Raw genomic sequence first — 23,929 nt, forward strand, 5'->3', positions numbered from 1 at the left:
CTTAAGCGGTCTGGCTTATCGTTGCGGAACAACAATAATCTGGAGGAATGTCGTGCAAACCTTTCAAGCCGATATCGCTGTGATAGGCGCAGGTGGAGCGGGATTACGCACCGCCATCGCGGCGGCGCAAGCCAACCCGAAAGCCAAAATCGCATTGATTTCAAAAGTTTATCCGATGCGCAGCCACACGGTTGCCGCAGAAGGCGGTTCTGCCGCCGTCGCCCAGGATCATGACAGCTTCGAATACCATTTCCACGATACCGTTGCTGGCGGTGACTGGCTTTGCGAACAGGATGTCGTTGACTATTTTGTGCATCATTGCCCGACAGAAATGACCCAACTTGAACAGTGGGGCTGTCCGTGGAGCCGTCGCCCGGATGGTTCGGTCAACGTGCGGCGCTTCGGTGGGATGAAAATCGAACGTACCTGGTTCGCCGCCGATAAAACCGGCTTCCATATGCTGCACACCCTGTTTCAAACTTCCCTTCAGTTCCCACAAATCCAACGCTTCGACGAACATTTCGTGCTGGATATCCTTGTGGATGACAACCATGCCCGCGGGCTGGTCGCCATGAATATGATGGAAGGTACGCTGGTGCAGATTCGCGCCAATGCCGTGGTGATGGCAACGGGCGGCGCTGGCCGCGTTTACCGCTACAACACTAACGGCGGCATTGTAACCGGCGATGGCATGGGCATGGCGCTGGCGCACGGCGTTCCGCTGCGCGACATGGAGTTCGTGCAGTACCATCCAACCGGCCTGCCGGGTTCCGGCATTCTGATGACGGAAGGTTGCCGCGGCGAAGGCGGTATTCTGGTGAACAAAAACGGCTACCGCTATTTGCAGGATTACGGCATGGGGCCGGAAACGCCGCTGGGCGAGCCGAAGAACAAATATATGGAACTCGGCCCGCGCGACAAAGTATCGCAAGCATTCTGGCATGAGTGGCGTAAAGGCAACACTATCTCCACGCCGCGCGGTGATGTGGTCTACCTCGACCTGCGTCATCTTGGCGCGAAAAAAATCAACGAACGTCTGCCGTTTATCTGCGAACTGGCGAAAGCCTATGTTGGCGTCGATCCGATCAAAGAGCCGATTCCGGTACGCCCGACGGCCCACTACACCATGGGCGGTATCGAAACCGACCAAAACTGCGAATCGCGCATCACCGGGCTGTTTGCAGTGGGTGAATGCTCATCGGTCGGCCTGCACGGTGCCAACCGTCTCGGCTCGAACTCGCTGGCAGAACTGGTGGTGTTTGGCCGCCTGGCCGGTGAACGCGCCATTGCACGTTCGGCCTCAGCAAGCCAGGCCAATGATGATGCGTTAAACGCACAGGCAGCAGATGTCGAGCAGCGTCTGAAAGCGCTGGTCAATCGGGACGGCAACGAAAGCTGGGCGAAAATCCGCGACGAAATGGGCGAATCCATGGAAGAAGGCTGCGGGATCTACCGCACGCCGGAATTAATGCAGAAAACCGTGGATAAGCTGGCCGAGCTGCAAGAGCGCTTCAAACGCGTGCGCATTACCGATACTTCCAGCGTCTTCAACACCGATCTGCTCTATACCATCGAGCTGGGACATGGGCTGAACGTAGCCGAATGTATGGCGCACTCGGCGCTGGCGCGTAAAGAATCCCGCGGGGCGCATCAGCGCCTGGATGAGGGATGTACTGAGCGCGATGACGTCAACTTCCTCAAGCACACGCTGGCTTTCCGCGATGCCGACGGCGCAACCCGACTGGAATACAGCGATGTGAAGATCACTACGCTGCCACCGGCGAAACGCGTATACGGTGCAGAAGCTGAATCGTCTGAGAAGAAGGAGACGAACAATGTCTGAGATGAAGAATCTGAAAGTGGAGGTGGTGCGTTACAACCCTGAAGTGGACGATGCGCCTCACAGTGCCTTCTATGACGTGCCTTACGATGAAGCCACTTCTCTGCTCGACGCGCTGAACTATATCAAAGATAACCTTGCGCCGGATCTGAGCTACCGCTGGTCGTGCCGTATGGCGATTTGCGGCTCCTGCGGCATGATGGTCAACAAAGTCCCGAAACTGGCGTGTAAAACCTTTCTGCGCGATTACGAGAAAGGCCTGAAAGTCGAGGCGCTGGCGAACTTCCCGGTTGAGCGCGATCTGGTGGTCGATATGACCCACTTTATCGAAAGTCTCGAAGCGATTAAGCCTTACATCATCGGCAATACGCGCACGCCAGATCAGGGACCCGGCAAGCAAACCCCGGCGCAGATGGCGAAGTACCATCAGTTCTCCGGCTGCATTAACTGCGGCCTGTGCTATGCCGCCTGCCCGCAGTTTGGTCTGAATCCTGAGTTCATCGGCCCGGCGGCGATTACGCTGGCGCATCGCTATAACCTTGATAGCCGCGATCACGGCAAAAAAGAGCGCATGGGGCAACTCAACAGCCAGAACGGCGTGTGGAGCTGTACGTTTGTCGGCTACTGTTCGGAAGTATGTCCGAAACATGTCGATCCGGCTGCGGCCATTCAGCAGGGCAAGGTGGAAAGCTCGAAAGACTTTCTTATCGCCACCCTGAAACCACGCTAAGGAGTGCATTATGACGACTAAACGTAAAGCCTGGGTTCGTCCCATGCCGTCAAGCTGGTGGAAAACTCTGCCGTTTTATCGCTTCTACATGCTGCGTGAAGGAACGGCGGTACCTGCGGTCTGGTTCAGTATCGAACTGATCTTTGGTCTGTTTGCGCTAAAACATGGGCCGGAAAGCTGGGAAGGGTTCGTGCACTTTCTGCAAAACCCGATTGTGGTGATCCTCAATCTGGTGACGCTCGCCGCCGCGCTGCTGCACACCAAAACCTGGTTTGATCTGGCGCCGAAAGCGCAGCTTATCATCGTCAAAGGCGAAAAAATGGGGCCAGAGCCGGTAGTGAAAGGGCTTTGGGTGGTGACTGCGGTAGTCACTGTGGTGGTGCTGTTTGTGGCTCTTTTCTGGTAAGGAGGCCAACGTGATTAACCCGAATCCAAAACGTTCTGACGAACCCGTATTCTGGGGCTTGTTCGGCGCAGGCGGTATGTGGAGCGCCATTGTCGCGCCGGTTATCGTGCTGCTGGTCGGTATTCTGCTGCCGCTGAGCTTCTACCCAGGTGAAGCGCTGGGCTATGAGCGCGTACTGACATTTGCGCAAAGCTTCATTGGCCGCGTGTTCCTCTTTTTAATGATTGTCCTGCCGGTGTGGTGCGGTCTGCACCGTATCCACCATATGATGCATGATTTGAAAATTCACGTACCGAACGGTAAATGGGTGTTCTACGGTCTCGCGGCAATTCTGACTGTGGTCACACTGATCGGCGTCATTTTTATTTGATACCTGTCGCTCTCCTGCGCAAGCGGGAGAGCAAATTTCCTGCCAGCGTCTATACCCTAAAGAAAAGATCTGGAAGGAAAAATCTCATGCGCATGTTGCTGATGATCGCCATGGTTACCGCTGCGTTACTGCTCTCCTCCTGTAGTTCCCCTACCCCGCCTGATGGCGTCACCGTTGTGCAAAACTTCAATACCCAGCGTTATCTTGGAAGATGGTACGAAATCGCCCGTCTGGACCACCGCTTCGAGAGCGGTCTGGAGAAAGTCACCGCCACCTACAGTTTGCGCAACGACGGCGGACTGACGGTGATAAACCGCGGCTATAATCCGCAGCGCGACATGTGGCAACAGTCCACCGGCGTGGCATATTTCACCGGCAATCCGAATACCGCCGCGCTGAAGGTCTCTTTCTTCGGTCCTTTCTATGGCGGTTACAACATCATCGCCCTTGACGATGAATATCGCTACGCGCTGGTTTGCGGGCCGGATCGCGACTATTTGTGGCTGCTGTCGCGCACGCCCACCCTGCCAGCAGAGGTCAAACAGCAGATGCTGGATATCGCCAGCCGGCAAGGTTTTGCTGTGGAAAAACTACTCTGGATTAATCAGTCTTACTAATGTGTGCTGAGCTTTAACCCAACGATTCCAGCAACAATCAGGCACAGACTGAGAATACGCGCCAGGCTTGCAGATTCGCCAAGCAACACAATCCCTGCAACCGCCGCGCCCACCGCCCCGATCCCGGTCCAGATAGCATAGGCGGTACCGACCGGCAGGGTTTTCATTGCCCATGACAGCAGCACAATACTGGCGATCATTGCCGTAACGGTGATGATACTGGGGGCAAGTCGCGTAAAGCCGTGGGTGTATTTCAGGCCGACAGCCCACACCACTTCAAGAAGACCGGCGATAAGAAGAATTAACCAGGACATGATTGGCTCCGATGCGGGGCCGTCCCCGGAAAAAATGAAACTGACAGGTCGTCCCGCCAGAGATGTGAAGAGAGGCAAATTTTGCCCGCTACAGTTTAAAATTTCAACTTGAATGTGCTTGCTTATATTCCGCAAGTTAAAGCAAGAAATAGCCACTGTTCGCTGCGGAATTCCAGCATTTACCCACCTTATGTACCCCCTATGATGAATCACTTTCCTGAATACAGGAAGCTGTGCGCCACCCTCTGACTGCGAAGAAAAATATGTTCAAGATTCTCGTGATTGACCGTTGTTACTTCACCCGCGTTGGGGTGGAGTCCTGGCTCAATCAACCCGATTTATTCCCCGCCTCGTTCCTCGTCACCGGGTTGCATAATTTAATGCTGGCGAAAGAACATATTGTGCAGTGGCAACCCGATATGGTGATTGCCGATCTTCATGGCTTCAAAAATGAAATCCATCATATTCAACAGCTTGCATCGCTATTTTCCGTCTGCGGCGACTCAAACCAGGTACTGCTGCTGGAATCGGGTATCGATGCGCAACTTTCCGGGTTCTATGCGCAATTTAAAATTCGCGCAACGCTGCTAAAAACAGAACCGCTGGAGAAACTGGCGCAGGTCATTGATGACATTGTGCTGGCGCGCCCGATGCGTTCAATTCCACAAATGGCGACACCGCTACTGACCAAACAGGAAGAGAAAGTGCTCACGCTATGGATGGAAGGGAAAAGTAACCAAAGCATCGCGGCCAGGCTAAGTATTAACGGCAAAACCGTTTATACCTACAAGCGTAATATTCGTATGAAACTCGGGATGGGAAATCGGTTTACGCCGTTCCTTTCACTGCCGGAAAATTCAAATTAGCGGTACGGCGGATGCCGTACCGGCAAGGATTACTGCTGCGCTTTGCTTGCTGCGCCAGAGATTGCGCTGCCGCCTTCAGAGATATCCTGACCGACGCCACGCGTGGTGTTACACGCCGTCAGAACGGATGAAAGGACCAATACAGAAAAGATCGCAACAATTGTCTTCTTAACCATAATATCTTCCTTTTGTGACCAATATTATTTGTGTATAGCCACTTAAGCATAGACAAAATTCCGCAGTGAGACCGGAACGGGAAGATTTTTAAGAAGATGTGAAGTTTTTAGCTCACCGCGTGAGAAATAGCGTGGCCGAGGCTCTGAATATCTTCGCCGACGCCGCGCGCCGTATTGCAGCCCGACAGCAAAGCGCTGCTGATAAGCATAAGTGAAAGGATTTTGGTAAGGCGTTTCATCATTCCTGCCTTGTTATGTTCAACGGCGTAGCATGATGCTACGCCGAAGCCGCGGACATTACTTCACGCGAGATACGTATTCGCCGGAGCGGGTATCGACTTTGATGACTTCACCGATCTGCACGAACAGCGGAACTTTAACCACTGCGCCAGTGCTCAGGGTAGCCGGTTTGCCGCCGGTACCCGCGGTGTCGCCTTTCAGACCTGGATCGGTTTCAACGATTTCCAGCTCAACAAAGTTCGGCGGAGTGACGGAGATCGGCTGGCCGTTCCACAGGGTCACGATGCACTCAGCCTGGTCCAGCAGCCATTTTGCGTTGTCGCCAATCGCTTTGGCGTCAGCGGAAAGCTGTTCGAAAGTTTCGTTGTTCATGAAGTGCCAGAACTCACCGTCGTTGTACAGGTAAGTCAGGTTCATATCGACAACGTCTGCGCCTTCGGCAGAGTCAGTAGATTTGAAGGTTTTTTCTACGCGAGTACCGGTCAGCAGGCGACGCAGCTTAACGCGCGCAAATGCCTGGCCTTTACCTGGTTTAACGAATTCGCTGGCTTCAACCGCATAAGGTTCGCCGTCCAACATGATTTTAAGACCAGCACGAAAATCGTTGCTATAGTAAGTCGCCATAAGGCCCTCTGAAAATTGTTAACTGGTAGCTTAGCCACAAAATGGCGCATATTGTAACCCTAAATACCCCGTCCAGAGAAGATTGGTTAATGCAACTTGCCGATGTAATAACCGATCCAGATGAACTGTTACGTCTTTTAAAGATAGACACGGATGAAAATTTAACCGCAGGCCGTGAGGCAAAACGCCTGTTTCCGCTACGCGTACCGCGTTCCTTCGCCGCGCGCATGCAGCCTGGCAATCCCAACGATCCGCTATTGCGCCAGGTGATCACCGCACCGCAGGAATTTATCGCCGCGCCGGGTTTTACCACCGATCCGCTGGAAGAGCAGAGTAGCGTGGTGCCTGGATTACTGCACAAATACCGAAATCGCGCCCTGCTACTGGTGAAAGGCGGCTGCGCCGTAAACTGCCGCTACTGCTTCCGTCGCCACTTCCCCTACGCGGAAAATCAGGGCAACAAGCGTAACTGGCAAGGCGCGCTGGACTACATTGCAGCGCATCCGGAGCTGGATGAAATCATCTTTTCCGGCGGCGATCCACTGATGGCGAAAGATCATGAGCTGGACTGGCTGCTGGAACAGCTGGAAGCCACTCCACACATTAAACGCCTGCGTATTCACAGCCGCCTGCCGATTGTGATCCCGGCGCGCATCACCGATACGCTGGTCGCACGTTTCGCCCGTTCATCTCTGCAAATTTTGCTGGTCAATCATATTAACCATGCCCAGGAGATCGGCGATGACTTCCGCGCGGCGATGACCGCACTGCGGCAAGCGGGCGTCACTTTACTGAACCAAAGCGTGCTGCTACGCGGCGTGAATGATAATGCGCAAACGCTGGCGGAGTTGAGTAATGCGTTATTTGATGCGGGGGTGATGCCCTACTATCTGCACGTGCTGGATAAAGTTCAGGGCGCTGCGCACTTTATGGTCAGCGATGACGAAGCACGCTTGATTATGCGCGAGCTTCTGACGCTGGTTTCTGGTTATATGGTGCCGAAACTTGCCCGCGAGATTGGCGGCGAACCCAGTAAAACGCCACTGGATCTGCAATTGCGCCAGAGCTAAGCCGTAAATAATGACGAGCCTTTGCAGGCTCGTCATCGCCGTTTAAAACGTCTCCCAACCGTCCTGTCCCGTAGTAGCCGCAGCCTGTTTTGGCTGATGCATTTTACCGATCGACTTTTTCACTTTCTCCAGTTGCTGCCCCGGCAAGCGGAACACATCAACCAGCTGTTGCAGTTTGCCTGCTTGCTCTTCAAGGCTACCGGCAGCGGCAGAAGACTCCTGAACCAGCGCGGCGTTCTGCTGTGTAGTGGTATCCATTTCCGACATCGCCTGGGCAATCTGCGAGATGCCACGGTTTTGCTCATCGGACGCGGCGGCGATCTCCTGCATTAAATCTTTAACCTGCTGTACGGAATGCACAATGCCGCTCATCGTTTCCCCCGCCAGATCGACCTGCCGGGAACCTTCTTCGACATAGTTAACCGACTCATGAATCAGGGCTTCAATCTCTTTGGCTGCCTGGGCGCTACGCTGCGCCAGGTTTCGCACTTCGCCTGCTACCACCGCAAAACCGCGCCCCTGCTCGCCCGCTCTGGCTGCTTCAACGGCTGCGTTAAGCGCCAGAATGTTGGTTTGAAATGCAATGCCATTAATCACAGAGGTGATTTCAGAAATGCGCTTCGAGCTTTCGATAATATCCTTCATGCGATTCACCGCCACGCCAACAACGGTGCCGCCTTTTACCGCCGTATCTGCCGCTGACGTGGCTAGCTGGCTGGCCTGATGCGCGTTCTGCGCGTTCTGTTTCACCGTCGAACTCAGCTCTTCCATGCTCGCCGCCGTTTCCACCACGGCGGCCGATTGCTGCTCGGTACGTGCAGAGAGTTCATTGTTGCCGAGCGCAATCTCATTGGCGGCAGTATTCACCGAGCCGGAGGCGCTGCGCACCATGCTCAGCGATTCCGCGACCCGTTCAATCAACAGGTTGAATGCCCCAACGGCACGGCCAATTTCATCCAGGCGCCCCGTTGGTAACGTATGGCTGAGATCCAGTTTTTCGCTGATGCTGACCATCCCGTCTTTCATCTCATTCAGACGACGTTTGATATTCAACACAGTGAATAAACCAAACAGTCCCAGAATAAGAGTCGCCGCCAGCGTGGCAATCAGAGATAACGTTATTGAGCGAGAAATCAACGAACTATTATTACTGTTGGCCGCAGTCACTAACGAGGTGTTATAGGCAATTTGATCGTCAAAATCCTTGACCAGCAGGGTAATGTTTTCCGCAACTAAACCGCCACTATGCATCGCTTTAACGACGCCATCGCGATCGTTAGCATTTGATATTTTAAAATATTGGTCCATCACCGTGCGGAATTTGTCTAAATCACCTAACGTTTTATTCGACAAATCAAGATCATGTTGATCGGAAATAAGTTCCTTCAGGTAATGTTGATGCATGGCATATAATTCGTCATACATTTTAAACGCTTTTTGTTGTACTTCAGCCATACCAGCAGCGTCCTGCGTCAGACCATGTAGATAAAGCTGACTACGGATGCTGGTGACCTTCAGCATCTCTTTGTTCATGGCGTCGAGGCTCGGCAAGATATTGGCCTGAAAATAATCTTGTGCGTTACTAATTTTTGATAGCGAAAAAACAGCAATAAGGTTTGTTCCAATTAAGCTCAAGATTAATAACGAAAATGCAAGTAATAACTTTTTTGTAATATTCATCGACTCTCCGACCCTCTTCACATCCACCAAAGGTACCCTGTTTTAAAGTCCTTTTATTTTTGCATCCTGCCAACAATATCGACAATAAAACCGCATACTTTAGTGATCGCAGTATCTTCTCAGCAAAGAAACAGGAAATGGTGTTTAACCTTAAGAAAACTTAATATTCAGGACGGATTAACTGACAAAATTTATGAAAAAAAGAGTCAGGAAAAGAGGAATAAATAATGGAATGAAGCGATTAACGGACTCCCGTCAGCATGAGCGGGAGTCCGCAGAAACAGCTTAGTTAGGGCATTTATAGACCTGCGCGTTCATTTCGCTGGCGGTCGGGACAAAACTGGATAAGAAACCCTGCGTCGGGCTGGAAACGTTATAAAGAACGTTGCCGCCCATCGCAGCCGCCTGGTTGCGCAGCGCATTCGCCGCAGCGCGCATTGAACCGCCCTCTTCGCCATGCTGGCCAGAGAGCCAGTTGCTCTGCGAGCCAGTGGCGGTGCCGAGATACTGGCACTGCGCGCCCGGTTTATCTTCCACAAAGCGTACGCCTTGTCCTGCGGCGCTTAATTCACTACTGCTGCTGCTGCAACCCGCTAACAGCAGCACGCCGCCCATAATCCCAGCCAAACGTTTTACGTACATGTTATTCCCCATAATCAATGAGCTGGACGCATGCCGCCCGTGTGTAAACCTTATACTAAAAAGATGACTAAAAGAAAAACATACTCAGCATAAGCCGCACAAATCGCGGAAAATAGTGCCAGGAAAGCGTATAGCAACGATGAGGCTGGAGGGAGAACAACGCTCTGAAAGGCTAGCAGCGCTTCAACGCAGCCATGCTGGTTGAGGTTTACGTTTCACGCAGGGCGTTCCGCCTGTTTTTTCACCGCCAACGCTCATCACCTCAAACAGTACCCAGTGCTAAATACAGCGTGTTAAGCGATTATATATCAACCGATAATTGGCAATGAAATAATATGCCGGGTAACGATAAAAACAATATCAAGCACATCGCCTGAATCTGCAAACCGTAACATATTAAAAACCTGGCGCTCATAATAATCTGATTAACCCCTCCGCGCGGGAAAATCATCACCAAAACCATTGACAACATATATTAGATAGACAGTATGGTAACACCGCAAAAATTCATTGAACGGGATCATCAATGGGACACTCATTAAAAAACAGATCGTAACCACTATAATAGTTCGTGGTAACAACAACTCTTAATTAACTCATTAATGCAGGATAACTAAAACCATAATAAGCATCGCCATGCAAGGTACGACTATGATATTTATCATTAATCACAAAATCCATTTCAGGCCTGCCGATGGCACCATCTGGAATAACGAAGTTGAAAGCGAAAAAAGCCATTTAACGCTGACTCGCGCCAGCAGTAGATTGTTGACTTTCTTAATTGAGAATCAAGGAAAAATCTTAACGCGCAATGATATTTTGAAAGCGGTTTGGGGTAAATATGGTCAGCATTCGTCAAACAATACACTAAATCAATATATTTCGCTGTTACGTAGAATGTTATCTAATTTTGGATTAGGCGTTCAAGTTATTAAAACCATTCCTAAGACAGGATTTTTACTGAGCACAGATATACATATTGTTGCCAATAAAGAATTCGCCAATAGTGGAGTAAGGGCAGATGCACCGCTAATATGCAGAAACTGTAAAAAGTTAGGGTTATTGTTGCTACTGGTAGTGCTTTTCATGCTATTGGCTGGCGTCTGGCAGAGCCGCACAGGCATCTGCAATTTTCCCCCAGGCCTTCAGCCTCGCGCAAGCTGGCACCAGAACGTGCAGGTGCCTTCAGAGTTAGCGTTGCCGGTATAGTTTCATGCATATTCATGGGCAAAGCAGAAAGCAAAAAAAGAGCGGGCAATGCCCGCTCTTTTTCGTTGAACCCGCGACAGGTCGCCCTGTTCGCGCGTCCGGCAGCAATTACATCATGCCGCCCATACCGCCCATGCCGCCCATACCGCCAGCAGCACCTAAATCAGGCGCATCGCTTTTCGGCAGGTCGGTTACCATGCACTCGGTAGTGATCATCAGACCAGCAACAGACGCCGCATACTGCAGAGCAGAACGGGTCACTTTGGTCGGATCCAGGATACCCATGTCGATCATGTTGCCGTACTCTTCGGTCGCAGCGTTGTAACCGTAGTTGCCGTCGCCAGCTTTAACGGTGTTCGCTACTACAGACGGCTCTTCACCGCAGTTCAGCACGATCTGACGCAGCGGTGCTTCCATTGCGCGCAGCGCAACTTTGATACCGACGTTCTGGTCTTCGTTCTGGCCTTTCAGGTCAGCAATTTTGCTTGCTACACGGATCAACGCAACGCCACCGCCAGCAACCACGCCTTCTTCAACGGCAGCACGGGTCGCGTGCAGCGCATCTTCAACGCGTGCTTTTTTCTCTTTCATTTCAACTTCAGTTGCTGCGCCAACTTTGATAACGGCAACGCCGCCAGCCAGTTTCGCTACGCGCTCCTGCAGTTTTTCACGGTCGTAATCGGAAGTCGCTTCTTCGATCTGCTGACGAATCTGGGTTACGCGACCCTGGATTGCAGCTTCTTCACCCACGCCATCGATGATGGTGGTGGTGTCTTTGTTGATCACAACGCGTTTAGCCTGACCCAGATCTTCCAGGGTGGCTTTTTCCAGTTCCATACCGATTTCTTCAGAAATCACGGTGCCACCGGTCAGGGTTGCAATGTCCTGCAGCATAGCTTTACGACGATCGCCGAAGCCCGGTGCTTTAACAGCAGCGACTTTCACGATGCCGCGCATGGTGTTAACCACCAGCGTTGCCAGCGCTTCGCCTTCAACGTCTTCAGCGATGATAACCAGCGGTTTGCCTGCTTTTGCAACGGCTTCCAGAACCGGCAGCATTTCGCGGATGTTGGAGACTTTTTTATCAGCCAGCAGGATGAACGGGCTTTCCAGTTCTACTGCGCCAGTTTCCGGCTTGTTGATGAAGTAAGGAGACAGGTAACCACGGTCGAACTGCATACCTTCAACCACGTCCAGTTCGTCCTGCAGGCCGGTACCGTCTTCAACGGTGATCACGCCTTCTTTACCCACTTTATCCATCGCTTCCGCAATCAGTTTACCCACGGTTTCGTCGGAGTTTGCGGAGATAGTACCTACCTGAGCGATAGCTTTAGAGTCAGAGCATGGTACGGACAGTGCTTTCAACTCTTCAACCGCAGCAGCGACAGCTTTGTCGATACCACGTTTCAGGTCCATCGGGTTCATGCCCGCAGCAACGGCTTTCAGACCTTCAGTGATGATTGCCTGCGCCAGAACGGTTGCAGTAGTGGTACCGTCGCCCGCAGCGTCGTTCGCTTTGGAGGCCACTTCTTTCACCATCTGCGCGCCCATGTTTTCGAACTTGTCTTCCAGTTCGATTTCACGTGCTACGGAAACACCATCTTTGGTGATGGTCGGTGCACCGAAAGATTTATCCAGAACCACATTACGGCCTTTTGGACCGAGGGTAACTTTCACTGCATCTGCCAGAACGTTTACGCCGCGCAGCATTTTTACACGGGCGTCGTTACCGAATTTTACGTCTTTAGCTGCCATTTTCTCTTTCCTTAAATTCGTTCAGGTTCGCGCGCGTTGTTACGCTTCAACAATTGCCAGGATGTCACTTTCGGACATGATCAGCACTTCTTCGTTATCGATTTTTTCAGCTTTCACACCGTAACCATCGTTGAAAATCACGATATCGCCCACTTTCACATCCAGTGGTTGAACGGTACCGTTTTCCAGGATGCGGCCCTTACCGACAGCGATGATTTCGCCACGAGTTGATTTACCTGCTGCAGAACCGGTCAGAACGATGCCGCCAGCAGATTTGGATTCAACTTCTTTACGTTTGACGATCACACGATCATGTAACGGACGAATACTCATTGATAGCTCTCCTTTGAGAAAGTCTTTATCAGTTATGGATGGCGCCGGGCCGCAAACGGTTCTCCGGCTGGTGACCAGAGAGATGGGGTTAGCTGTTTCTCCCTTCAAGGGGGAACAACAAAAAAAATTTATGAAATCTGACTCACCCGCCAAACCAAGCTGCCTCAACTATTGCTGGCAGGTGCTGGCGCAGCCATAAGTAAAACCGATTGTGATAACATCAGCGCAACAGACAACCGACAGACAAAGACAATGAGTGGATTAAAACAAGAGCTGGGGCTGGCGCAGGGCATTGGATTGTTATCAACGTCTTTACTCGGCACTGGCGTATTTGCCGTACCCGCGCTGGCGGCGCTGGCCGCAGGCGACAGCAGCCTGTGGGCATGGCCGGTACTTATTTTACTGGTGTTCCCGGTGGCGATTGTGTTTGCGGTGCTTGGCCGTCATTTCCCAAGCGCTGGCGGCGTCGCCCATTTTGTCGGTCTGGCGTTCGGCCCGCGGCTTGAGCGGGTCACCGGCTGGCTGTTTCTCTCGGTGATTCCGGTCGGTCTGCCGGCAGCCCTGCATATTGCCGCAGGTTTCTGGCAAGGCATGTTTGGCTGGCAAGGGCCGCTATTACTCATGGCTGAGCTTGGCACGCTGGTACTGATTTGGTTTATCGGTACGCGCGGCGCAGGTTCCAGCGCCAATTTACAGTCGCTTATCGCCGGGCTGATTGTGGCGTTAATCGTCGCTATCTGGTGGCGTGGCGGCATCACTTTCCGCGATATTCCTTTCCCTCCGCTGCCGCAGGTGTCGGTTTCCGCGATGTCGGCATCGCTGGCGGTGATGTTCTGGTGTTTTGTCGGCCTGGAGGCTTTCGCCCATCTGGCTTCGGAATTCAAAAACCCGGAGCGGGATTTCCCGCGTGCGCTGATGATTGGCCTGCTGCTGGCGGGTTCGGTCTACTGGGCCTGTACCGTGGTGGTGCTGCATTTTGATGTCTGGCGCACGCTCGGCGCAGCGGCATCGCTTCCGGCAATCGTCGTTGAACTGTTCGGTAAGCAGGCGCTGTGGATAGCCTGCATTATTGGCTATCTGGCCTGCTTCGCCAGCCTGAACATTTATATCCAGAGCTTCGCCCGGCTGGTGTGGTCGCAGGCGGCATATAAGCCCGAGAGCGCGCTGGCAAAGCTCTCTAAACGCCAGTTGCCGGTGAATGCGCTCAACGCTGTGCTGTTCTGCTGCATGGTGTGCACCCTCGTCATCTACGCTTTCAGCATTAATCTGGATACGCTGATTATCTATGCCAACGGCATTTTCATCATGATCTACCTGCTGTGCATGCTGGCAGGTTGCCGCTTGCTGAAAGGGCGCTATAAAGCGCTGGCGATTGTCGGCAGCGCGCTGTGCCTGTTACTGCTGGTAATCCCTGGCTGGAAGAGTTTGTACGCGGTGATCATGCTGGCCGCGCTGTGGTTACTGCTGCCGAAGCGCCGCAGCACAACGATCCATTCCGTACAGCCATAAAAAAAGCCCGGCGGTGCCGGGCATCAACATTAGCGGTCGTCTTTATTATCCAGCCGATTACGCTGCTCGTCTTTGCGCTGATACTCGCCTTCAAATGTCTGGCCCGCATCGCCTCCTGCCGAAAAACCGCCGCCCGGCATCCGCGAAAAGCGCAGATGCGGCATCAGCTTCAGCGTCAGGTGTTTTTGCACCGGCGGCAACAGCAGCAGCAGGCCGAGGAAGTCGGTAAAGAACCCCGGCAGCAGCAGCAACAGACCAGAAATGATCAGCGATACGCTTTTGATCATCTCCGCCGCCGGGCTTTCACCCGCCGCCATTTTTTGCTGCATCAGCATGAAATTCTTAAAGCCCTGGTTACGCACCAGCGACATACCAATCACTGAGGTAAAGAGCACCAGAATGAGCGTCATCAGGACGCCAAAAACATGGGCAACCTGAATAAAGATCGATATCTCAATGTAGACGTATAAGAAAAAAGCAATAAACGGTATCCAGCGCACTGGCTTCTCCTGTGAAAAAAACAGACGCCCTGTGGCGTCTGTCAGTAAGGGTTTGCGAATCGCATAGTCCTGAGATGGCGGCAGATCGAAAAAATTCAATTTCCGCCGCGATGTAAAGTTTTGTCTGTTACGAAGCGGTGACACATTTCACATATTATTAATAATGATGCATTCACGAGGATAATAAGTGATCGAGATTACGGCATTTGATCATATCCAGCATATAATCTCGGGTATCCGACCGATTAAGGGCATAATCGTCGGTCGAAAAAGACACATATCCACATAAATACTGTGTGTTTGGTGTATTCATTCGTAGCTTGCAAAAGAAGGTTCACATGTTAAACAACATTCGTATCGAAGAAGATTTGTTGGGTACCAGGGAAGTGCCAGCGGATGCCTATTATGGCGTGCATACTCTGAGAGCGATTGAAAACTTTTATATCAGCAACAGCAAAATCAGTGACATCCCTGAATTTGTCCGTGGCATGGTAATGGTAAAAAAAGCGGCTGCCCTGGCGAACAAAGAGCTGCAAACCATTCCTAAAAATATCGCGAACGCTATCGTTGCCGCATGTGATGAGGTCCTGAACAATGGCAAATGCATGGATCAATTCCCGGTAGACGTTTATCAGGGCGGCGCGGGTACTTCCGTCAACATGAACACCAACGAAGTGCTGGCCAACATTGGGCTTGAACTGATGGGCCACCAGAAAGGCGACTACCAGTTCCTCAACCCGAACGATCATGTCAACAAATGCCAGTCCACGAACGATGCCTACCCTACCGGGTTCCGCATCGCGGTGTATGCCTCCATCGTTAAGCTGATTGATGCCATCAAACAACTCGGTGAAGGTTTTGAAAACAAAGCCGTGGAGTTCAAGGATATCCTGAAAATGGGCCGCACCCAGTTGCAGGACGCGGTGCCGATGACCCTCGGTCAGGAATTCCACGCCTTCAATGTGCTGCTGAATGAAGAGACCAAAAACCTGCTGCGCACCGCTGAGCTGCTGCTGGAAGTGAACCTCGGCGCTACCGCCATCGGTACTCGCCTCAACACGCCGGACGGCTATCAGCAACTGGCGGTGCAGAAACTGGCGGAAGTGAGCAACCTGCCGGTCGTGCCGGCGGAAGATCTGATTGAAGCCACCTCCGACTGCGGCGCGTATGTGATGGTACACAGCTCGCTGAAGCGTCTGGCGGTGAAACTCTCCAAAATTTGTAATGACCTGCGTCTGCTCTCCTCCGGGCCGCGCGCCGGGCTGAATGAAATCAACCTGCCGGAGTTGCAGGCGGGTTCATCGATCATGCCAGCCAAAGTCAATCCTGTGGTGCCGGAAGTGGTGAATCAGGTGTGCTTTAAAGTGATCGGCAACGATACCACTGTCACCATGGCTTCCGAAGCGGGCCAGTTACAGTTGAACGTGATGGAGCCGGTGATTGGCCAGGCCATGTTTGAGTCGATCCATATTCTCACCAATGCCTGCTACAACCTGCTGGAAAAATGCGTCAACGGCATCACGGCCAACAAAGAAGTGTGTGAAGGTTATGTCTATAACTCCATCGGCATCGTGACCTACCTCAACCCGTTTATCGGCCATCACAACGGCGATATCGTTGGCAAGATTTGCGCCGAAACGGGCAAAAGCGTACGGGAAGTGGTTTTGGAGCGCGGTCTGCTGACTGAGGCAGAACTGGATGATATCTTTTCCGCGCAAAACTTGATGCATCCGGCCTATAAAGCAAAGCGTTATACCGATGAAAGTGAACAATAAATTCAGTACGTAAATACATAAAAGGCACGTCACTCGCGACGTGCCTTTTTTCTTATGGATAGTAACTAAAATATAACGATTTAATATCACTTAGTTAAACAAGGAAGCCACTATGTTTACAGCAGAGCTTGTCCTCGTCTTATTAGCCATCTACCTGGGCGCCCGGCTTGGCGGTATCGGCATTGGGTTTGCGGGTGGCCTTGGCGTTCTTGTCCTGACCTTGTTCTTTCAAATCCCGCCTGGCGCCATTCCCTTTGACGTCATCGAAATCATCATGGCCGTTATTGCCGCTATCGCCGCGATGCAGGTGGCGGGCGGCATGGATTATCTGGTGAGCCTGGCTGAACGCATGCTGCGTAGCCACCCGAAATACATCACCTTTCTTGCGCCGCTGGTCACATGGTTTATGACGATCCTTGCCGGAACCGGGCACACCGCATTCTCGACGCTGCCGGTGATTACCGAAGTGGCGAAAGAGCAAGGTATTCGCCCGTCGCGTCCGCTGTCGATTGCCGTGGTCGCCTCACAAATCGCCATTACTGCCTCGCCTATTTCTGCCGCCATGGTCTTTTTTGCCGGTATCCTTGAACCGCTGGGTGTCAGTTACCTGACGCTGCTGGCGATCTGTATTCCTGTCACGCTGATTGCCGTGATGATCACCGCCGTGGTGTGTAACTTCCTCGGCTGCGAGCTGAAAGACGATCCGGTGTACCAGGAGCGTCTGGCGAAAGGTGAAGTGAAGCTGCGCGGCAGCCAGGTATTTGAACTGAAACCCCACGCTAAACGCTCGGTGCTGCTGTTCCTGATTGGCATTGTGGCGGTGATGCTGTACGCCACTGCAATCAGCCCAACCGTAGGGCTGATTGCCCACCCGGTACTGCCGCGTAACGAAGCAATTGTGGTGTTTATGCTGACCATCGCCACGCTGATTTGCCTGACCTGCAAAATCGACACCGGCGAAGTGCTGAACGCCAGTACGTTTAAATCGGGCATGAGCGCCTGTATCTGCGTGCTGGGCGTCGCCTGGCTGGGTGATACGTTTGTGAAGCACCATATTGAAGATATTCAGGTGGTGGCCGGTGACTTATTGCATAACTATCCATGGCTGCTGGCCGTGGTACTGTTTTTCGCCGCGACACTGCTCTACTCGCAGGCGGCAACTACCAAAGCGCTAATGCCTGCCGCGCTGCTGCTGGGCGTTTCGCCGCTGACCGCCGTTGCATCGTTTGCGGCGGTTTCCGCGCTGTTTGTGCTGCCCACTTACCCCACGCTGCTGGCGGCGGTTGAGATGGACGATACCGGTTCAACGCGCATCGGCAGGTTCGTGTTTAACCACCCGTTCCTCATCCCGGGCGTGATCGCCATTGCCCTGTGCGTCATTCTGGGCTTCATCTTTGGCGGTATTCTGTTGTAAAAGTCCTTAAAATCGGGCCGCGCGGCGGCCCGATCCTTTTCCTTCGCGTGGTATAGTCGATACTTTCGCTGCTACGAGGTTGACGATGAACACGCCTGATGCCGTTGTTGTACTCTGCACTGCCCCGGATGAAGCCACTGCCCAGGATCTGGCCGCCAAGGTGTTGGCCGATAAGCTTGCCGCCTGTGTCACTATTCTGCCGGGAGCAACGTCGCTCTATTACTGGGAAGGTAAACTGGAGCAGGAGTACGAAGTTCAGCTACTGCTGAAAACTGACGTCGCGCATCTGGAAGATCTTTTCGCCTGCATTAAATCGCACCATCCGTACCAGACCCCGGAACTACTGGCTTTGCCCGTTACCCACGGAGATTACGATTACCTCTCATGGCTCAACGCATCCTTACGCTGATCCTGCTGCTGTGCAGCACATCCGCCTTTGCCGGATTATTCGACGCGCCTGGTCGCTCCAGTTTTGTCCCTGCCGATCAAGCGTTTGTTTTTGATTTTCAGCAACATCAGCACGACCTTACGCTCAACTGGCAGGTGAAAGAGGGTTACTACCTTTACCGCCAGCAAATTCGCGTCACCCCGAATCAGGCCCATATTGGCACGCTGGCGTTGCCTGACGGGGAGATGCATGAAGATGAGTTCTACGGCAAAACCGAGATCTACCGCCAGCAACTCACGCTACCGCTTGAAGTGACGCAGGCGACAAAAGGCGCGACGCTGACGGTAACTTATCAGGGCTGCGCCGACGCCGGGTTCTGCTATCCGCCGGAAACCAAAGTCGTGCCGTTGATGGAGGTTGCCGCCACGCAATCCACTGCGCCAGCGCCCGCCGAAAAGCCGGTTACCGCAAACGACACGCCTGCAGCCTCACTGCCTTTTTCCGCGCTCTGGGCGCTGCTTATCGGTATTGGCATCGCGTTTACCCCTTGTGTACTGCCAATGTATCCGCTGATTTCCGGCATTGTTTTGGGCGGCAAACAGCGCCTGTCTACCACACGCGCGTTGCTGCTGGCGTTTATCTATGTACAGGGAATGGCGCTAACCTACACCGCGCTGGGGCTGGTTGTCGCCGCTGCCGGGTTATCGTTTCAGGCGGCATTACAACATCCTTACGTGCTGATTGGGCTCTCCGTGCTCTTTAGCCTGTTGGCGCTGTCGATGTTCGGCCTGTTTACCCTGCAACTGCCGTCCGCACTGCAAACCCGTTTAATGCTGTGGAGTAACCGCCAGCAGGGCGGCTCACCTGGCGGCGTGTTCGCCATGGGCGCAATCGCCGGGCTGATTTGTTCGCCCTGCACCACCGCGCCACTGAGCGCCATTCTGCTCTATATCGCCCAGAGCGGTAATCTGTGGCTCGGTGGCGGCACCCTTTATCTGTATGCACTGGGCATGGGTTTACCCCTGATCCTGGTCACGGTGTTCGGCAACCGGTTGCTGCCGAAAAGCGGGCCGTGGATGGAGCAGGTCAAAATCGCCTTTGGTTTTGTTATCCTCGCCCTGCCCGTCTTCCTGCTGGAGCGCGTGCTGGGCGATACATGGGGATTGCGGCTCTTGTCGCTGCTGGGTCTGGCGTTTTTTGCCTGGGCGTTCATTTCCAGCCTCAACGTGACGCGCCCGGTAATACGTGTCGTGCAAATTGCCCTGCTCGGCGCTGCGCTGGTGTGTGCTCGTCCATTGCAGGACTGGGCGTTTGGCGCGCCCGCCGTACAGACGCACTCGCCGCTGGCGTTTACCCCGATCCAGACCGTTGATGATCTGAACAAGGCGCTGGCGCAGGCAAAAGGTCGGCCGGTAATGCTGGATCTTTATGCGGATTGGTGCGTAGCCTGTAAAGAGTTCGAGAAGTACACCTTCAGTGACCCGCAAGTGCAGGCGGCGCTGAGAGAGAGCGTGTTATTGCAGGCCAACGTGACGGCGAACAACGCGCAGGATGCCGCGCTGCTGCGCCAGTTGAATGTGCTTGGTCTGCCGACGATCCTCTTTTTCGACGCGCAAGGCGTCGAACAGCCCGCCGACCGGGTGACCGGTTTTATGGATGCGGCAACCTTTGCCGCGCATTTGCGCAATCGCATCCCATAAACAACACTGTTTGGGGAGCTCGCTTCAGATAACGGAGGAGAACACCGTGCAACGCGAAGACGTTTTGAGCCAGACTTTGCAATTACTTGAGCTAAAAGGGATTGCCGAAACCACTCTTGAGATGGTTGCCGATCGCATCGGCTATCCCCTCAATGAGCTGCGCCGTTTCTGGCCGGATAAAGAAGCCCTGCTCTATGATGCGCTGCGTTATCTGAGCCAGCAGATTGATGCCTGGCGCAGACAGCTGTTGCTGGATGAGACGCTGACTCATGAGCAGAAGCTGCTGGCTCGCTACGGCGCGTTGACTGAATGCGTCAGCAACAACCGCTATCCCGGCTGTTTGTTTATCGCCGCATGTACGTTCTTTCCCGATCCCGGACACCCCATCCATCAACTGGCGGATCAGCAAAAGCGCGATGCTTACGACTTTACGCACCAGGTGCTGACGCAGCTGGAAGTTGACGATCCGGCGATGGTGGCGAAGCAGATGGAACTGGTGCTGGAAGGGTGTCTGAGCCGGATGCTGGTTAAGCGCAGCCAGGCCGATGTCGATACGGCGCAACGGCTGGCAGAAGATATTCTGCGTTTCGCCTGCTGCCGCCAGGGCGGCGCGTTAACCTGATTTCGCTGCGCAATCGCGCTGATTGCCGCAAACTTGAGCAACTGGATAGCATTTTTAGAAATAAGGTTGACGCCTTAAGACGATTAGGGTTTAATGCGCCCCGTTGCCCGGATAGCTCAGTCGGTAGAGCAGGGGATTGAAAATCCCCGTGTCCTTGGTTCGATTCCGAGTCCGGGCACCACTTCTTCAGAGCCTGTTCGTTAAGAGATGAGATCCTTAACGGGCATGAAACAGTCCCGGACACATCGTCAGGCAGAATGAGAGCGATTCGTTCTACACCTGAGGGTTACGGGATTAAGAATCCGGATGATGTTCGTTGCATCATCCGGATTTCTCACATCCCAACAATTTCAGTTACAGGTATTTACCTTCTCATCGCCACTCTGTCAACGATTTGTAAAGCAAAACCCCCTTTTAGATATCAATCCCTTAGAAATTTGCCTTAGGCATACTCTTAAGCCGCATATGCTGCTTCGAGGTTTCGCCGCAGGTTATCCATGTTGGCTTCCACATATTCCAGAGTCACCGCCACGCTGGAATGACCGAGCAGCGCCTGAACATCATTAAGGCTTCTCTCCGGCAGTTTCATCAGGTCCGTGGCAATGGAATGTCTGAACCGGTGCGGGCTGACAGCATACTGGCACTCCCTTGACAGTCTTCTGAAAAAAGCCCGCAGCGGGATATGGTCCATATTTTTACCGTGTATGATCCGGCCCTTTTTTGAGGAAAACCGGTTGATGCTGAACAACTGATCCCCTTTCCTGGCCCCCTTGCGGACAGCCTCATGATAGAGGTGTTCAAGCCGTGGCCGCAGTCGGGCAATGATGGGAACACGATGCTCCCGGTGATTCTTGGAGCCCTCCGCACGCAGTTCAATGACCCCCTGCACCAGATCCACATCGCACAGGCGTATATGCAGCAGCTGATTCTGACGCATACCGGTAAATTTAAGTGTCTCAATGACCGTCATCCAGAACCACGCGGGTTCAAGAGCATTTGGCCGCCGATCGTGAATCCCCATCTGCTCCAGCCCGATTTTTCTTTCCATGATTAAATCAATTTTCTTCATCTGTTCAGCGGAGAGCGTTTTTTTTCGTTTGATATCGGGTTTAACAATAACCTCTTTAAACGGATTTTCTCTGGTGGAAATAAGATCCCTCACTATGGCATGATTAAACAATGCCCGCATATGTGTGACCTTATTATTCCATGTCCTTTTACTGGACATCTGTTTTTTAAGAACATACCGTCGCCATTTCAGAACGTGATCGCCTGAGACATTTTCGGGTAGCGTATTTTTCCCCGCGAATGCAATGAAAGTTCTTAGCACCTTCCTGTAACTCCATTCCGTCGACTTAGTAAGAAATTTCCTGAGGAAATAATCTTCCAGAATATCGTCAAATGTAACAACACCCGTCATAAACACCTCATCATATTCAGCGAATTATTTTCTCGCTGACAGCCATATACTGTCCGCAGGACAGTTCCCTTTTTTAAAAATAATGTCAGCGTTAATCATGTAGCCTGACACTTTAGTAAAACGACCGCTTTTATCCGGCGTGTCATATTGATGGTAATGAAATAACCCCTTACCATTTCGTGAATGATGTACGTTCAGTAACTCAAAACTTTTCTGCAGCCTGTCCTTATCAACCCCGCAGGCCTCCACTGTCGGGGTATAGCGATAGAAACAGGCCGGGGACACCAGAAAGACAAACTGCGCCAGAACGTGCAGAATGCTGTCCTTTTCATTGACGCTCAGCGTGCCGTCTTCAACACAGTTCCTGACCCATTCCAGAAAGCGTGTACCGGCCTGCTCTCCCGGGCCTGTCTTGTACTCAGAAGAAAGTGCCCTGTCAGCATTAACCGGGATGTCCGGGCAGTTATCTGCGTAATCCGCAGGTGTGTTTGCGGCCGGCGCAGAGGGTTTCCCTTCTGCCATCAGATCCAGCATTGAAAGGAGATTTTCAGTGGAAATCTGCGTGTCACCCTCACCGTCCGTACTGATGTCACTTTCTGCAGAATGCAGTTTCGCCTCTGAAGAGAGAGCGGATTCCAGTGCCAGAGAAGGAGACGATGTCGCTGTATCAACGGGGGCTTTCCCTGTGTCCAGCCCCGGAGTGTAGGTCAAATCTCCGGTTTTAATTGGCACTGAAACATCAGGAGAATTATCCTGACTGGACAATGACATAACATCTGCTTCATATAATTTCGGGGGGGTATGTTCAGTGACAGGAGTCGCAGGCACCAGAGTGACCTGATGGGGTGCCTGCCCGGACATCGTGGCCGCATCAGAAAGACCACATCTGCTCAGGGCATCGTTCACAATGCTGTTCAGTATCCCGGCTTCGGCGCGACGTCCTGAGAGAAACAGCAGCAGCGAATCTGACAGCGCAGGCCAGCGCTGAAGCCACATCAGGGCGACCTCAGGCAGGAGCCTGAACGCCACATATGTGCTGCGCATCCCACCCGATGATTCACCAGATGGCCTTACCCGCCACGCTTCTCCGGGCACACTCAGCCCCGGATACCAGACCCGGCCGCTTTTCAGCGCGCCCTCCACCTGCATCAGCCAGGGCAGGTGATGGAACAACCCGGCCCAGTATGCGGCACAGACCCAGCCGGGCGTCTGCTCTGCCTGAGCTTCAGGCGTGGCACCCGGTGGCAGCATCATGCCCCGCACCAGCCTCACTGCACGCGTGGCCACGTTCAGGCTGAGTTCATTAAACCCCCCCGGTCCTGAGTACGGACCGGACCATGCTGCCGGACAGGCCTGTACCCGTGCCGCCATTTCTTCCAGAGGACGCAGCCACCAGGCTTCCGTGACCTGCTGCGACAGCGGGCTGTTTTCTGCCAGCACACGGATAAGACGGCGGTTTTCATCTGACTGCAGTAACGCCCTGCCCGTCCTAGCAGGGAGCCAGCCATCATCAGTCACTGTCCGTGGCAGCGGGGCTTCCCGCAGCCACTCTCCGGACCGGCTTTCCTGCCTGCCCCGCCCTGTTAACCAGTTAAATCCACGCACTGTCACCTCCGCCGGAATGTGCCTGCTGAAAATGACGCTACGCTAAAAGCCCCCCTGATAATTGCAACCGGAAATCCGGAACCGGCCCGGACAGAAATCCTGCTTGCGAAAATATTCAGAAGCG

General features: G+C 53.1%; 25 protein-coding genes and 1 tRNA gene. 15 read left to right on the top strand and 11 right to left on the bottom strand.

What is annotated here, in order from left to right; translation table 11 throughout:
• Positions 1–52: 52 nt before the first annotated feature.
• The 5 genes from frdA to CWM66_RS20995 all read left to right on the top strand — a co-directional run bounded on the left by frdA (position 53) and on the right by CWM66_RS20995 (position 3,963).
• Positions 53–1,843, top strand: a complete 1,791-nt coding sequence (gene frdA / locus CWM66_RS20975; protein ID WP_071920075.1) for a fumarate reductase (quinol) flavoprotein subunit — start codon at positions 53–55, stop codon at positions 1,841–1,843.
• Positions 1,836–2,570 carry a succinate dehydrogenase/fumarate reductase iron-sulfur subunit gene (locus CWM66_RS20980; RefSeq protein ID WP_007372723.1) on the top strand — a complete coding sequence of 245 codons (735 nt, stop codon included), beginning with the start codon at positions 1,836–1,838 and terminating at the stop codon, positions 2,568–2,570. The genes frdA and CWM66_RS20980 overlap by 8 nt, the downstream gene beginning before the upstream one ends.
• Positions 2,571–2,580: 10 nt before the next feature.
• Positions 2,581–2,976: a fumarate reductase subunit FrdC gene (gene frdC / locus CWM66_RS20985; RefSeq protein ID WP_007372722.1), complete on the top strand. Its 396-nt coding sequence runs from the start codon at positions 2,581–2,583 to the stop codon at positions 2,974–2,976.
• Between the two features lie 10 nt (positions 2,977–2,986).
• Complete coding sequence (frdD, locus tag CWM66_RS20990) at positions 2,987–3,346, top strand: fumarate reductase subunit FrdD (RefSeq protein ID WP_007372721.1); 360 nt, start codon at positions 2,987–2,989, stop codon at positions 3,344–3,346.
• 86 nt (positions 3,347–3,432) lie between these two features.
• The gene (locus CWM66_RS20995; RefSeq protein ID WP_079517062.1) at positions 3,433–3,963 is read left to right on the top strand and encodes a lipocalin family protein; all 531 of its coding nucleotides are present in this window, start codon (positions 3,433–3,435) and stop codon (positions 3,961–3,963) included.
• Here CWM66_RS20995 and sugE read toward each other — a convergent pair.
• Positions 3,960–4,277, bottom strand: a complete 318-nt coding sequence (gene sugE / locus CWM66_RS21000; RefSeq protein ID WP_007372719.1) for a quaternary ammonium compound efflux SMR transporter SugE — start codon at positions 4,275–4,277, stop codon at positions 3,960–3,962. The two genes, CWM66_RS20995 and sugE, sit on opposite strands and share 4 nt — an antisense overlap.
• A 263-nt stretch (positions 4,278–4,540) precedes the next feature.
• Between sugE and CWM66_RS21005 the strand changes: the two genes are divergently transcribed.
• Positions 4,541–5,143, top strand: coding sequence for a LuxR C-terminal-related transcriptional regulator (locus CWM66_RS21005; protein ID WP_007372717.1), 603 nt, complete (start codon positions 4,541–4,543; stop codon positions 5,141–5,143).
• Positions 5,144–5,172: 29 nt separating this feature from the next.
• Here CWM66_RS21005 and ecnB read toward each other — a convergent pair whose 3' ends face one another.
• From ecnB to efp, 3 genes are all read right to left on the bottom strand, one after another.
• Complete coding sequence (gene ecnB / locus CWM66_RS21010) at positions 5,173–5,319, bottom strand: lipoprotein toxin entericidin B (RefSeq protein ID WP_007372716.1); 147 nt, start codon at positions 5,317–5,319, stop codon at positions 5,173–5,175.
• 107 nt (positions 5,320–5,426) lie between these two features.
• Positions 5,427–5,558 carry an entericidin A/B family lipoprotein gene (locus tag CWM66_RS21015; protein WP_035886951.1) on the bottom strand — a complete coding sequence of 44 codons (132 nt, stop codon included), beginning with the start codon at positions 5,556–5,558 and terminating at the stop codon, positions 5,427–5,429.
• Positions 5,559–5,616: 58 nt separating this feature from the next.
• Positions 5,617–6,183: an elongation factor P gene (efp, locus tag CWM66_RS21020; protein WP_007372714.1), complete on the bottom strand. Its 567-nt coding sequence runs from the start codon at positions 6,181–6,183 to the stop codon at positions 5,617–5,619.
• 41 nt (positions 6,184–6,224) lie between these two features.
• Between efp and epmB the strand changes: the two genes are divergently transcribed.
• Positions 6,225–7,253, top strand: a complete 1,029-nt coding sequence (gene epmB / locus CWM66_RS21025; RefSeq protein ID WP_035943029.1) for an EF-P beta-lysylation protein EpmB — start codon at positions 6,225–6,227, stop codon at positions 7,251–7,253.
• A 42-nt stretch (positions 7,254–7,295) separates the two neighbouring features.
• Here the strand turns inward: epmB and CWM66_RS21030 are convergent, their stop codons facing one another.
• Together CWM66_RS21030 and CWM66_RS21035 are read right to left on the bottom strand one after the other, a co-directional pair.
• A complete protein-coding gene (locus tag CWM66_RS21030; RefSeq protein WP_007372712.1) occupies positions 7,296–8,933 on the bottom strand; it encodes a methyl-accepting chemotaxis protein in 1,638 nt (545 codons plus the stop codon).
• 285 nt (positions 8,934–9,218) lie between these two features.
• A complete protein-coding gene (locus tag CWM66_RS21035; RefSeq protein ID WP_007372711.1) occupies positions 9,219–9,575 on the bottom strand; it encodes a DUF4156 domain-containing protein in 357 nt (118 codons plus the stop codon).
• Between the two features lie 651 nt (positions 9,576–10,226).
• Here CWM66_RS21035 and CWM66_RS21040 point away from each other — a divergent pair.
• Positions 10,227–10,784: a winged helix-turn-helix domain-containing protein gene (locus CWM66_RS21040; RefSeq protein ID WP_007372710.1), complete on the top strand. Its 558-nt coding sequence runs from the start codon at positions 10,227–10,229 to the stop codon at positions 10,782–10,784.
• A gap of 108 nt (positions 10,785–10,892) precedes the next feature.
• Here the strand turns inward: CWM66_RS21040 and groL are convergent, their stop codons facing one another.
• Complete coding sequence (gene groL / locus CWM66_RS21045; RefSeq protein ID WP_007372709.1) at positions 10,893–12,539, bottom strand: chaperonin GroEL; 1,647 nt, start codon at positions 12,537–12,539, stop codon at positions 10,893–10,895.
• Between the two features lie 39 nt (positions 12,540–12,578).
• Positions 12,579–12,872: a co-chaperone GroES gene (locus CWM66_RS21050; RefSeq protein WP_007372708.1), complete on the bottom strand. Its 294-nt coding sequence runs from the start codon at positions 12,870–12,872 to the stop codon at positions 12,579–12,581.
• 252 nt (positions 12,873–13,124) lie between these two features.
• Between CWM66_RS21050 and yjeH the strand changes: the two genes are divergently transcribed.
• Positions 13,125–14,381, top strand: a complete 1,257-nt coding sequence (gene yjeH, locus CWM66_RS21055) for an L-methionine/branched-chain amino acid transporter (protein WP_090398351.1) — start codon at positions 13,125–13,127, stop codon at positions 14,379–14,381.
• A 29-nt stretch (positions 14,382–14,410) separates the two neighbouring features.
• Here yjeH and CWM66_RS21060 read toward each other — a convergent pair whose 3' ends face one another.
• Complete coding sequence (locus tag CWM66_RS21060) at positions 14,411–14,881, bottom strand: FxsA family protein (RefSeq protein ID WP_071920069.1); 471 nt, start codon at positions 14,879–14,881, stop codon at positions 14,411–14,413.
• A 338-nt stretch (positions 14,882–15,219) separates the two neighbouring features.
• Between CWM66_RS21060 and aspA the strand changes: the two genes are divergently transcribed.
• The 6 genes from aspA to CWM66_RS21095 all read left to right on the top strand — a co-directional run bounded on the left by aspA (position 15,220) and on the right by CWM66_RS21095 (position 20,961).
• A complete protein-coding gene (gene aspA, locus CWM66_RS21070) occupies positions 15,220–16,656 on the top strand; it encodes an aspartate ammonia-lyase (protein WP_007372704.1) in 1,437 nt (478 codons plus the stop codon).
• A 112-nt stretch (positions 16,657–16,768) separates the two neighbouring features.
• The gene (locus CWM66_RS21075; RefSeq protein ID WP_107147192.1) at positions 16,769–18,070 is read left to right on the top strand and encodes an anaerobic C4-dicarboxylate transporter; all 1,302 of its coding nucleotides are present in this window, start codon (positions 16,769–16,771) and stop codon (positions 18,068–18,070) included.
• 85 nt (positions 18,071–18,155) lie between these two features.
• The gene (cutA, locus tag CWM66_RS21080) at positions 18,156–18,479 is read left to right on the top strand and encodes a divalent cation tolerance protein CutA (RefSeq protein ID WP_007372702.1); all 324 of its coding nucleotides are present in this window, start codon (positions 18,156–18,158) and stop codon (positions 18,477–18,479) included.
• Positions 18,455–20,158: a protein-disulfide reductase DsbD gene (locus CWM66_RS21085; RefSeq protein ID WP_107147193.1), complete on the top strand. Its 1,704-nt coding sequence runs from the start codon at positions 18,455–18,457 to the stop codon at positions 20,156–20,158. The genes cutA and CWM66_RS21085 overlap by 25 nt, the downstream gene beginning before the upstream one ends.
• Before the next feature lie 46 nt (positions 20,159–20,204).
• Complete coding sequence (locus CWM66_RS21090) at positions 20,205–20,780, top strand: transcriptional regulator (protein WP_007372700.1); 576 nt, start codon at positions 20,205–20,207, stop codon at positions 20,778–20,780.
• A 105-nt stretch (positions 20,781–20,885) separates the two neighbouring features.
• Positions 20,886–20,961, top strand: a tRNA-Phe gene (locus tag CWM66_RS21095).
• A gap of 273 nt (positions 20,962–21,234) precedes the next feature.
• On the opposite strand, the gene CWM66_RS21100 is transcribed toward CWM66_RS21095, so the two are convergent.
• Together CWM66_RS21100 and CWM66_RS21105 are read right to left on the bottom strand one after the other, a co-directional pair.
• Entirely contained in the window at positions 21,235–22,200 is a 966-nt protein-coding gene (locus CWM66_RS21100; RefSeq protein WP_107147194.1) for a tyrosine-type recombinase/integrase, read from the bottom strand.
• Between the two features lie 24 nt (positions 22,201–22,224).
• On the bottom strand, positions 22,225–23,811 hold the full coding sequence (locus CWM66_RS21105; protein ID WP_369878929.1) for a TraI domain-containing protein: 1,587 nt from the start codon (positions 23,809–23,811) through the stop codon (positions 22,225–22,227).
• Between the last annotated feature and the right edge of the window lie 118 nt (positions 23,812–23,929).

This window comes from Kosakonia sp. H7A (assembly GCF_003028445.1).
GTDB classification, from domain to species: Bacteria; Pseudomonadota; Gammaproteobacteria; order Enterobacterales; family Enterobacteriaceae; genus Kosakonia; species Kosakonia radicincitans.

What these genes read in the sequence shown, in the direction of transcription:
- CWM66_RS20980 (WP_007372723.1), top strand. Translation starts at nt 1,836, where the DNA reads ATGTCTGAGATGAAGAATCTGAAAGTGGAGGTGGTGCGTTACAACCCT.
- frdC (WP_007372722.1), top strand. Translation starts at nt 2,581, where the DNA reads ATGACGACTAAACGTAAAGCCTGGGTTCGTCCCATGCCGTCAAGCTGG.
- CWM66_RS20995 (WP_079517062.1), top strand. Translation starts at nt 3,433, where the DNA reads ATGCGCATGTTGCTGATGATCGCCATGGTTACCGCTGCGTTACTGCTC.
- sugE (WP_007372719.1), bottom strand. Translation starts at nt 4,277, where the DNA reads ATGTCCTGGTTAATTCTTCTTATCGCCGGTCTTCTTGAAGTGGTGTGG.
- CWM66_RS21005 (WP_007372717.1), top strand. Translation starts at nt 4,541, where the DNA reads ATGTTCAAGATTCTCGTGATTGACCGTTGTTACTTCACCCGCGTTGGG.
- ecnB (WP_007372716.1), bottom strand. Translation starts at nt 5,319, where the DNA reads ATGGTTAAGAAGACAATTGTTGCGATCTTTTCTGTATTGGTCCTTTCA.
- CWM66_RS21015 (WP_035886951.1), bottom strand. Translation starts at nt 5,558, where the DNA reads ATGAAACGCCTTACCAAAATCCTTTCACTTATGCTTATCAGCAGCGCT.
- efp (WP_007372714.1), bottom strand. Translation starts at nt 6,183, where the DNA reads ATGGCGACTTACTATAGCAACGATTTTCGTGCTGGTCTTAAAATCATG.
- epmB (WP_035943029.1), top strand. Translation starts at nt 6,225, where the DNA reads ATGGCGCATATTGTAACCCTAAATACCCCGTCCAGAGAAGATTGGTTA.
- CWM66_RS21030 (WP_007372712.1), bottom strand. Translation starts at nt 8,933, where the DNA reads ATGAATATTACAAAAAAGTTATTACTTGCATTTTCGTTATTAATCTTG.
- CWM66_RS21035 (WP_007372711.1), bottom strand. Translation starts at nt 9,575, where the DNA reads ATGTACGTAAAACGTTTGGCTGGGATTATGGGCGGCGTGCTGCTGTTA.
- CWM66_RS21040 (WP_007372710.1), top strand. Translation starts at nt 10,227, where the DNA reads ATGATATTTATCATTAATCACAAAATCCATTTCAGGCCTGCCGATGGC.
- groL (WP_007372709.1), bottom strand. Translation starts at nt 12,539, where the DNA reads ATGGCAGCTAAAGACGTAAAATTCGGTAACGACGCCCGTGTAAAAATG.
- CWM66_RS21050 (WP_007372708.1), bottom strand. Translation starts at nt 12,872, where the DNA reads ATGAGTATTCGTCCGTTACATGATCGTGTGATCGTCAAACGTAAAGAA.
- yjeH (WP_090398351.1), top strand. Translation starts at nt 13,125, where the DNA reads ATGAGTGGATTAAAACAAGAGCTGGGGCTGGCGCAGGGCATTGGATTG.
- aspA (WP_007372704.1), top strand. Translation starts at nt 15,220, where the DNA reads ATGTTAAACAACATTCGTATCGAAGAAGATTTGTTGGGTACCAGGGAA.
- CWM66_RS21075 (WP_107147192.1), top strand. Translation starts at nt 16,769, where the DNA reads ATGTTTACAGCAGAGCTTGTCCTCGTCTTATTAGCCATCTACCTGGGC.
- cutA (WP_007372702.1), top strand. Translation starts at nt 18,156, where the DNA reads ATGAACACGCCTGATGCCGTTGTTGTACTCTGCACTGCCCCGGATGAA.
- CWM66_RS21085 (WP_107147193.1), top strand. Translation starts at nt 18,455, where the DNA reads ATGGCTCAACGCATCCTTACGCTGATCCTGCTGCTGTGCAGCACATCC.
- CWM66_RS21100 (WP_107147194.1), bottom strand. Translation starts at nt 22,200, where the DNA reads ATGACGGGTGTTGTTACATTTGACGATATTCTGGAAGATTATTTCCTC.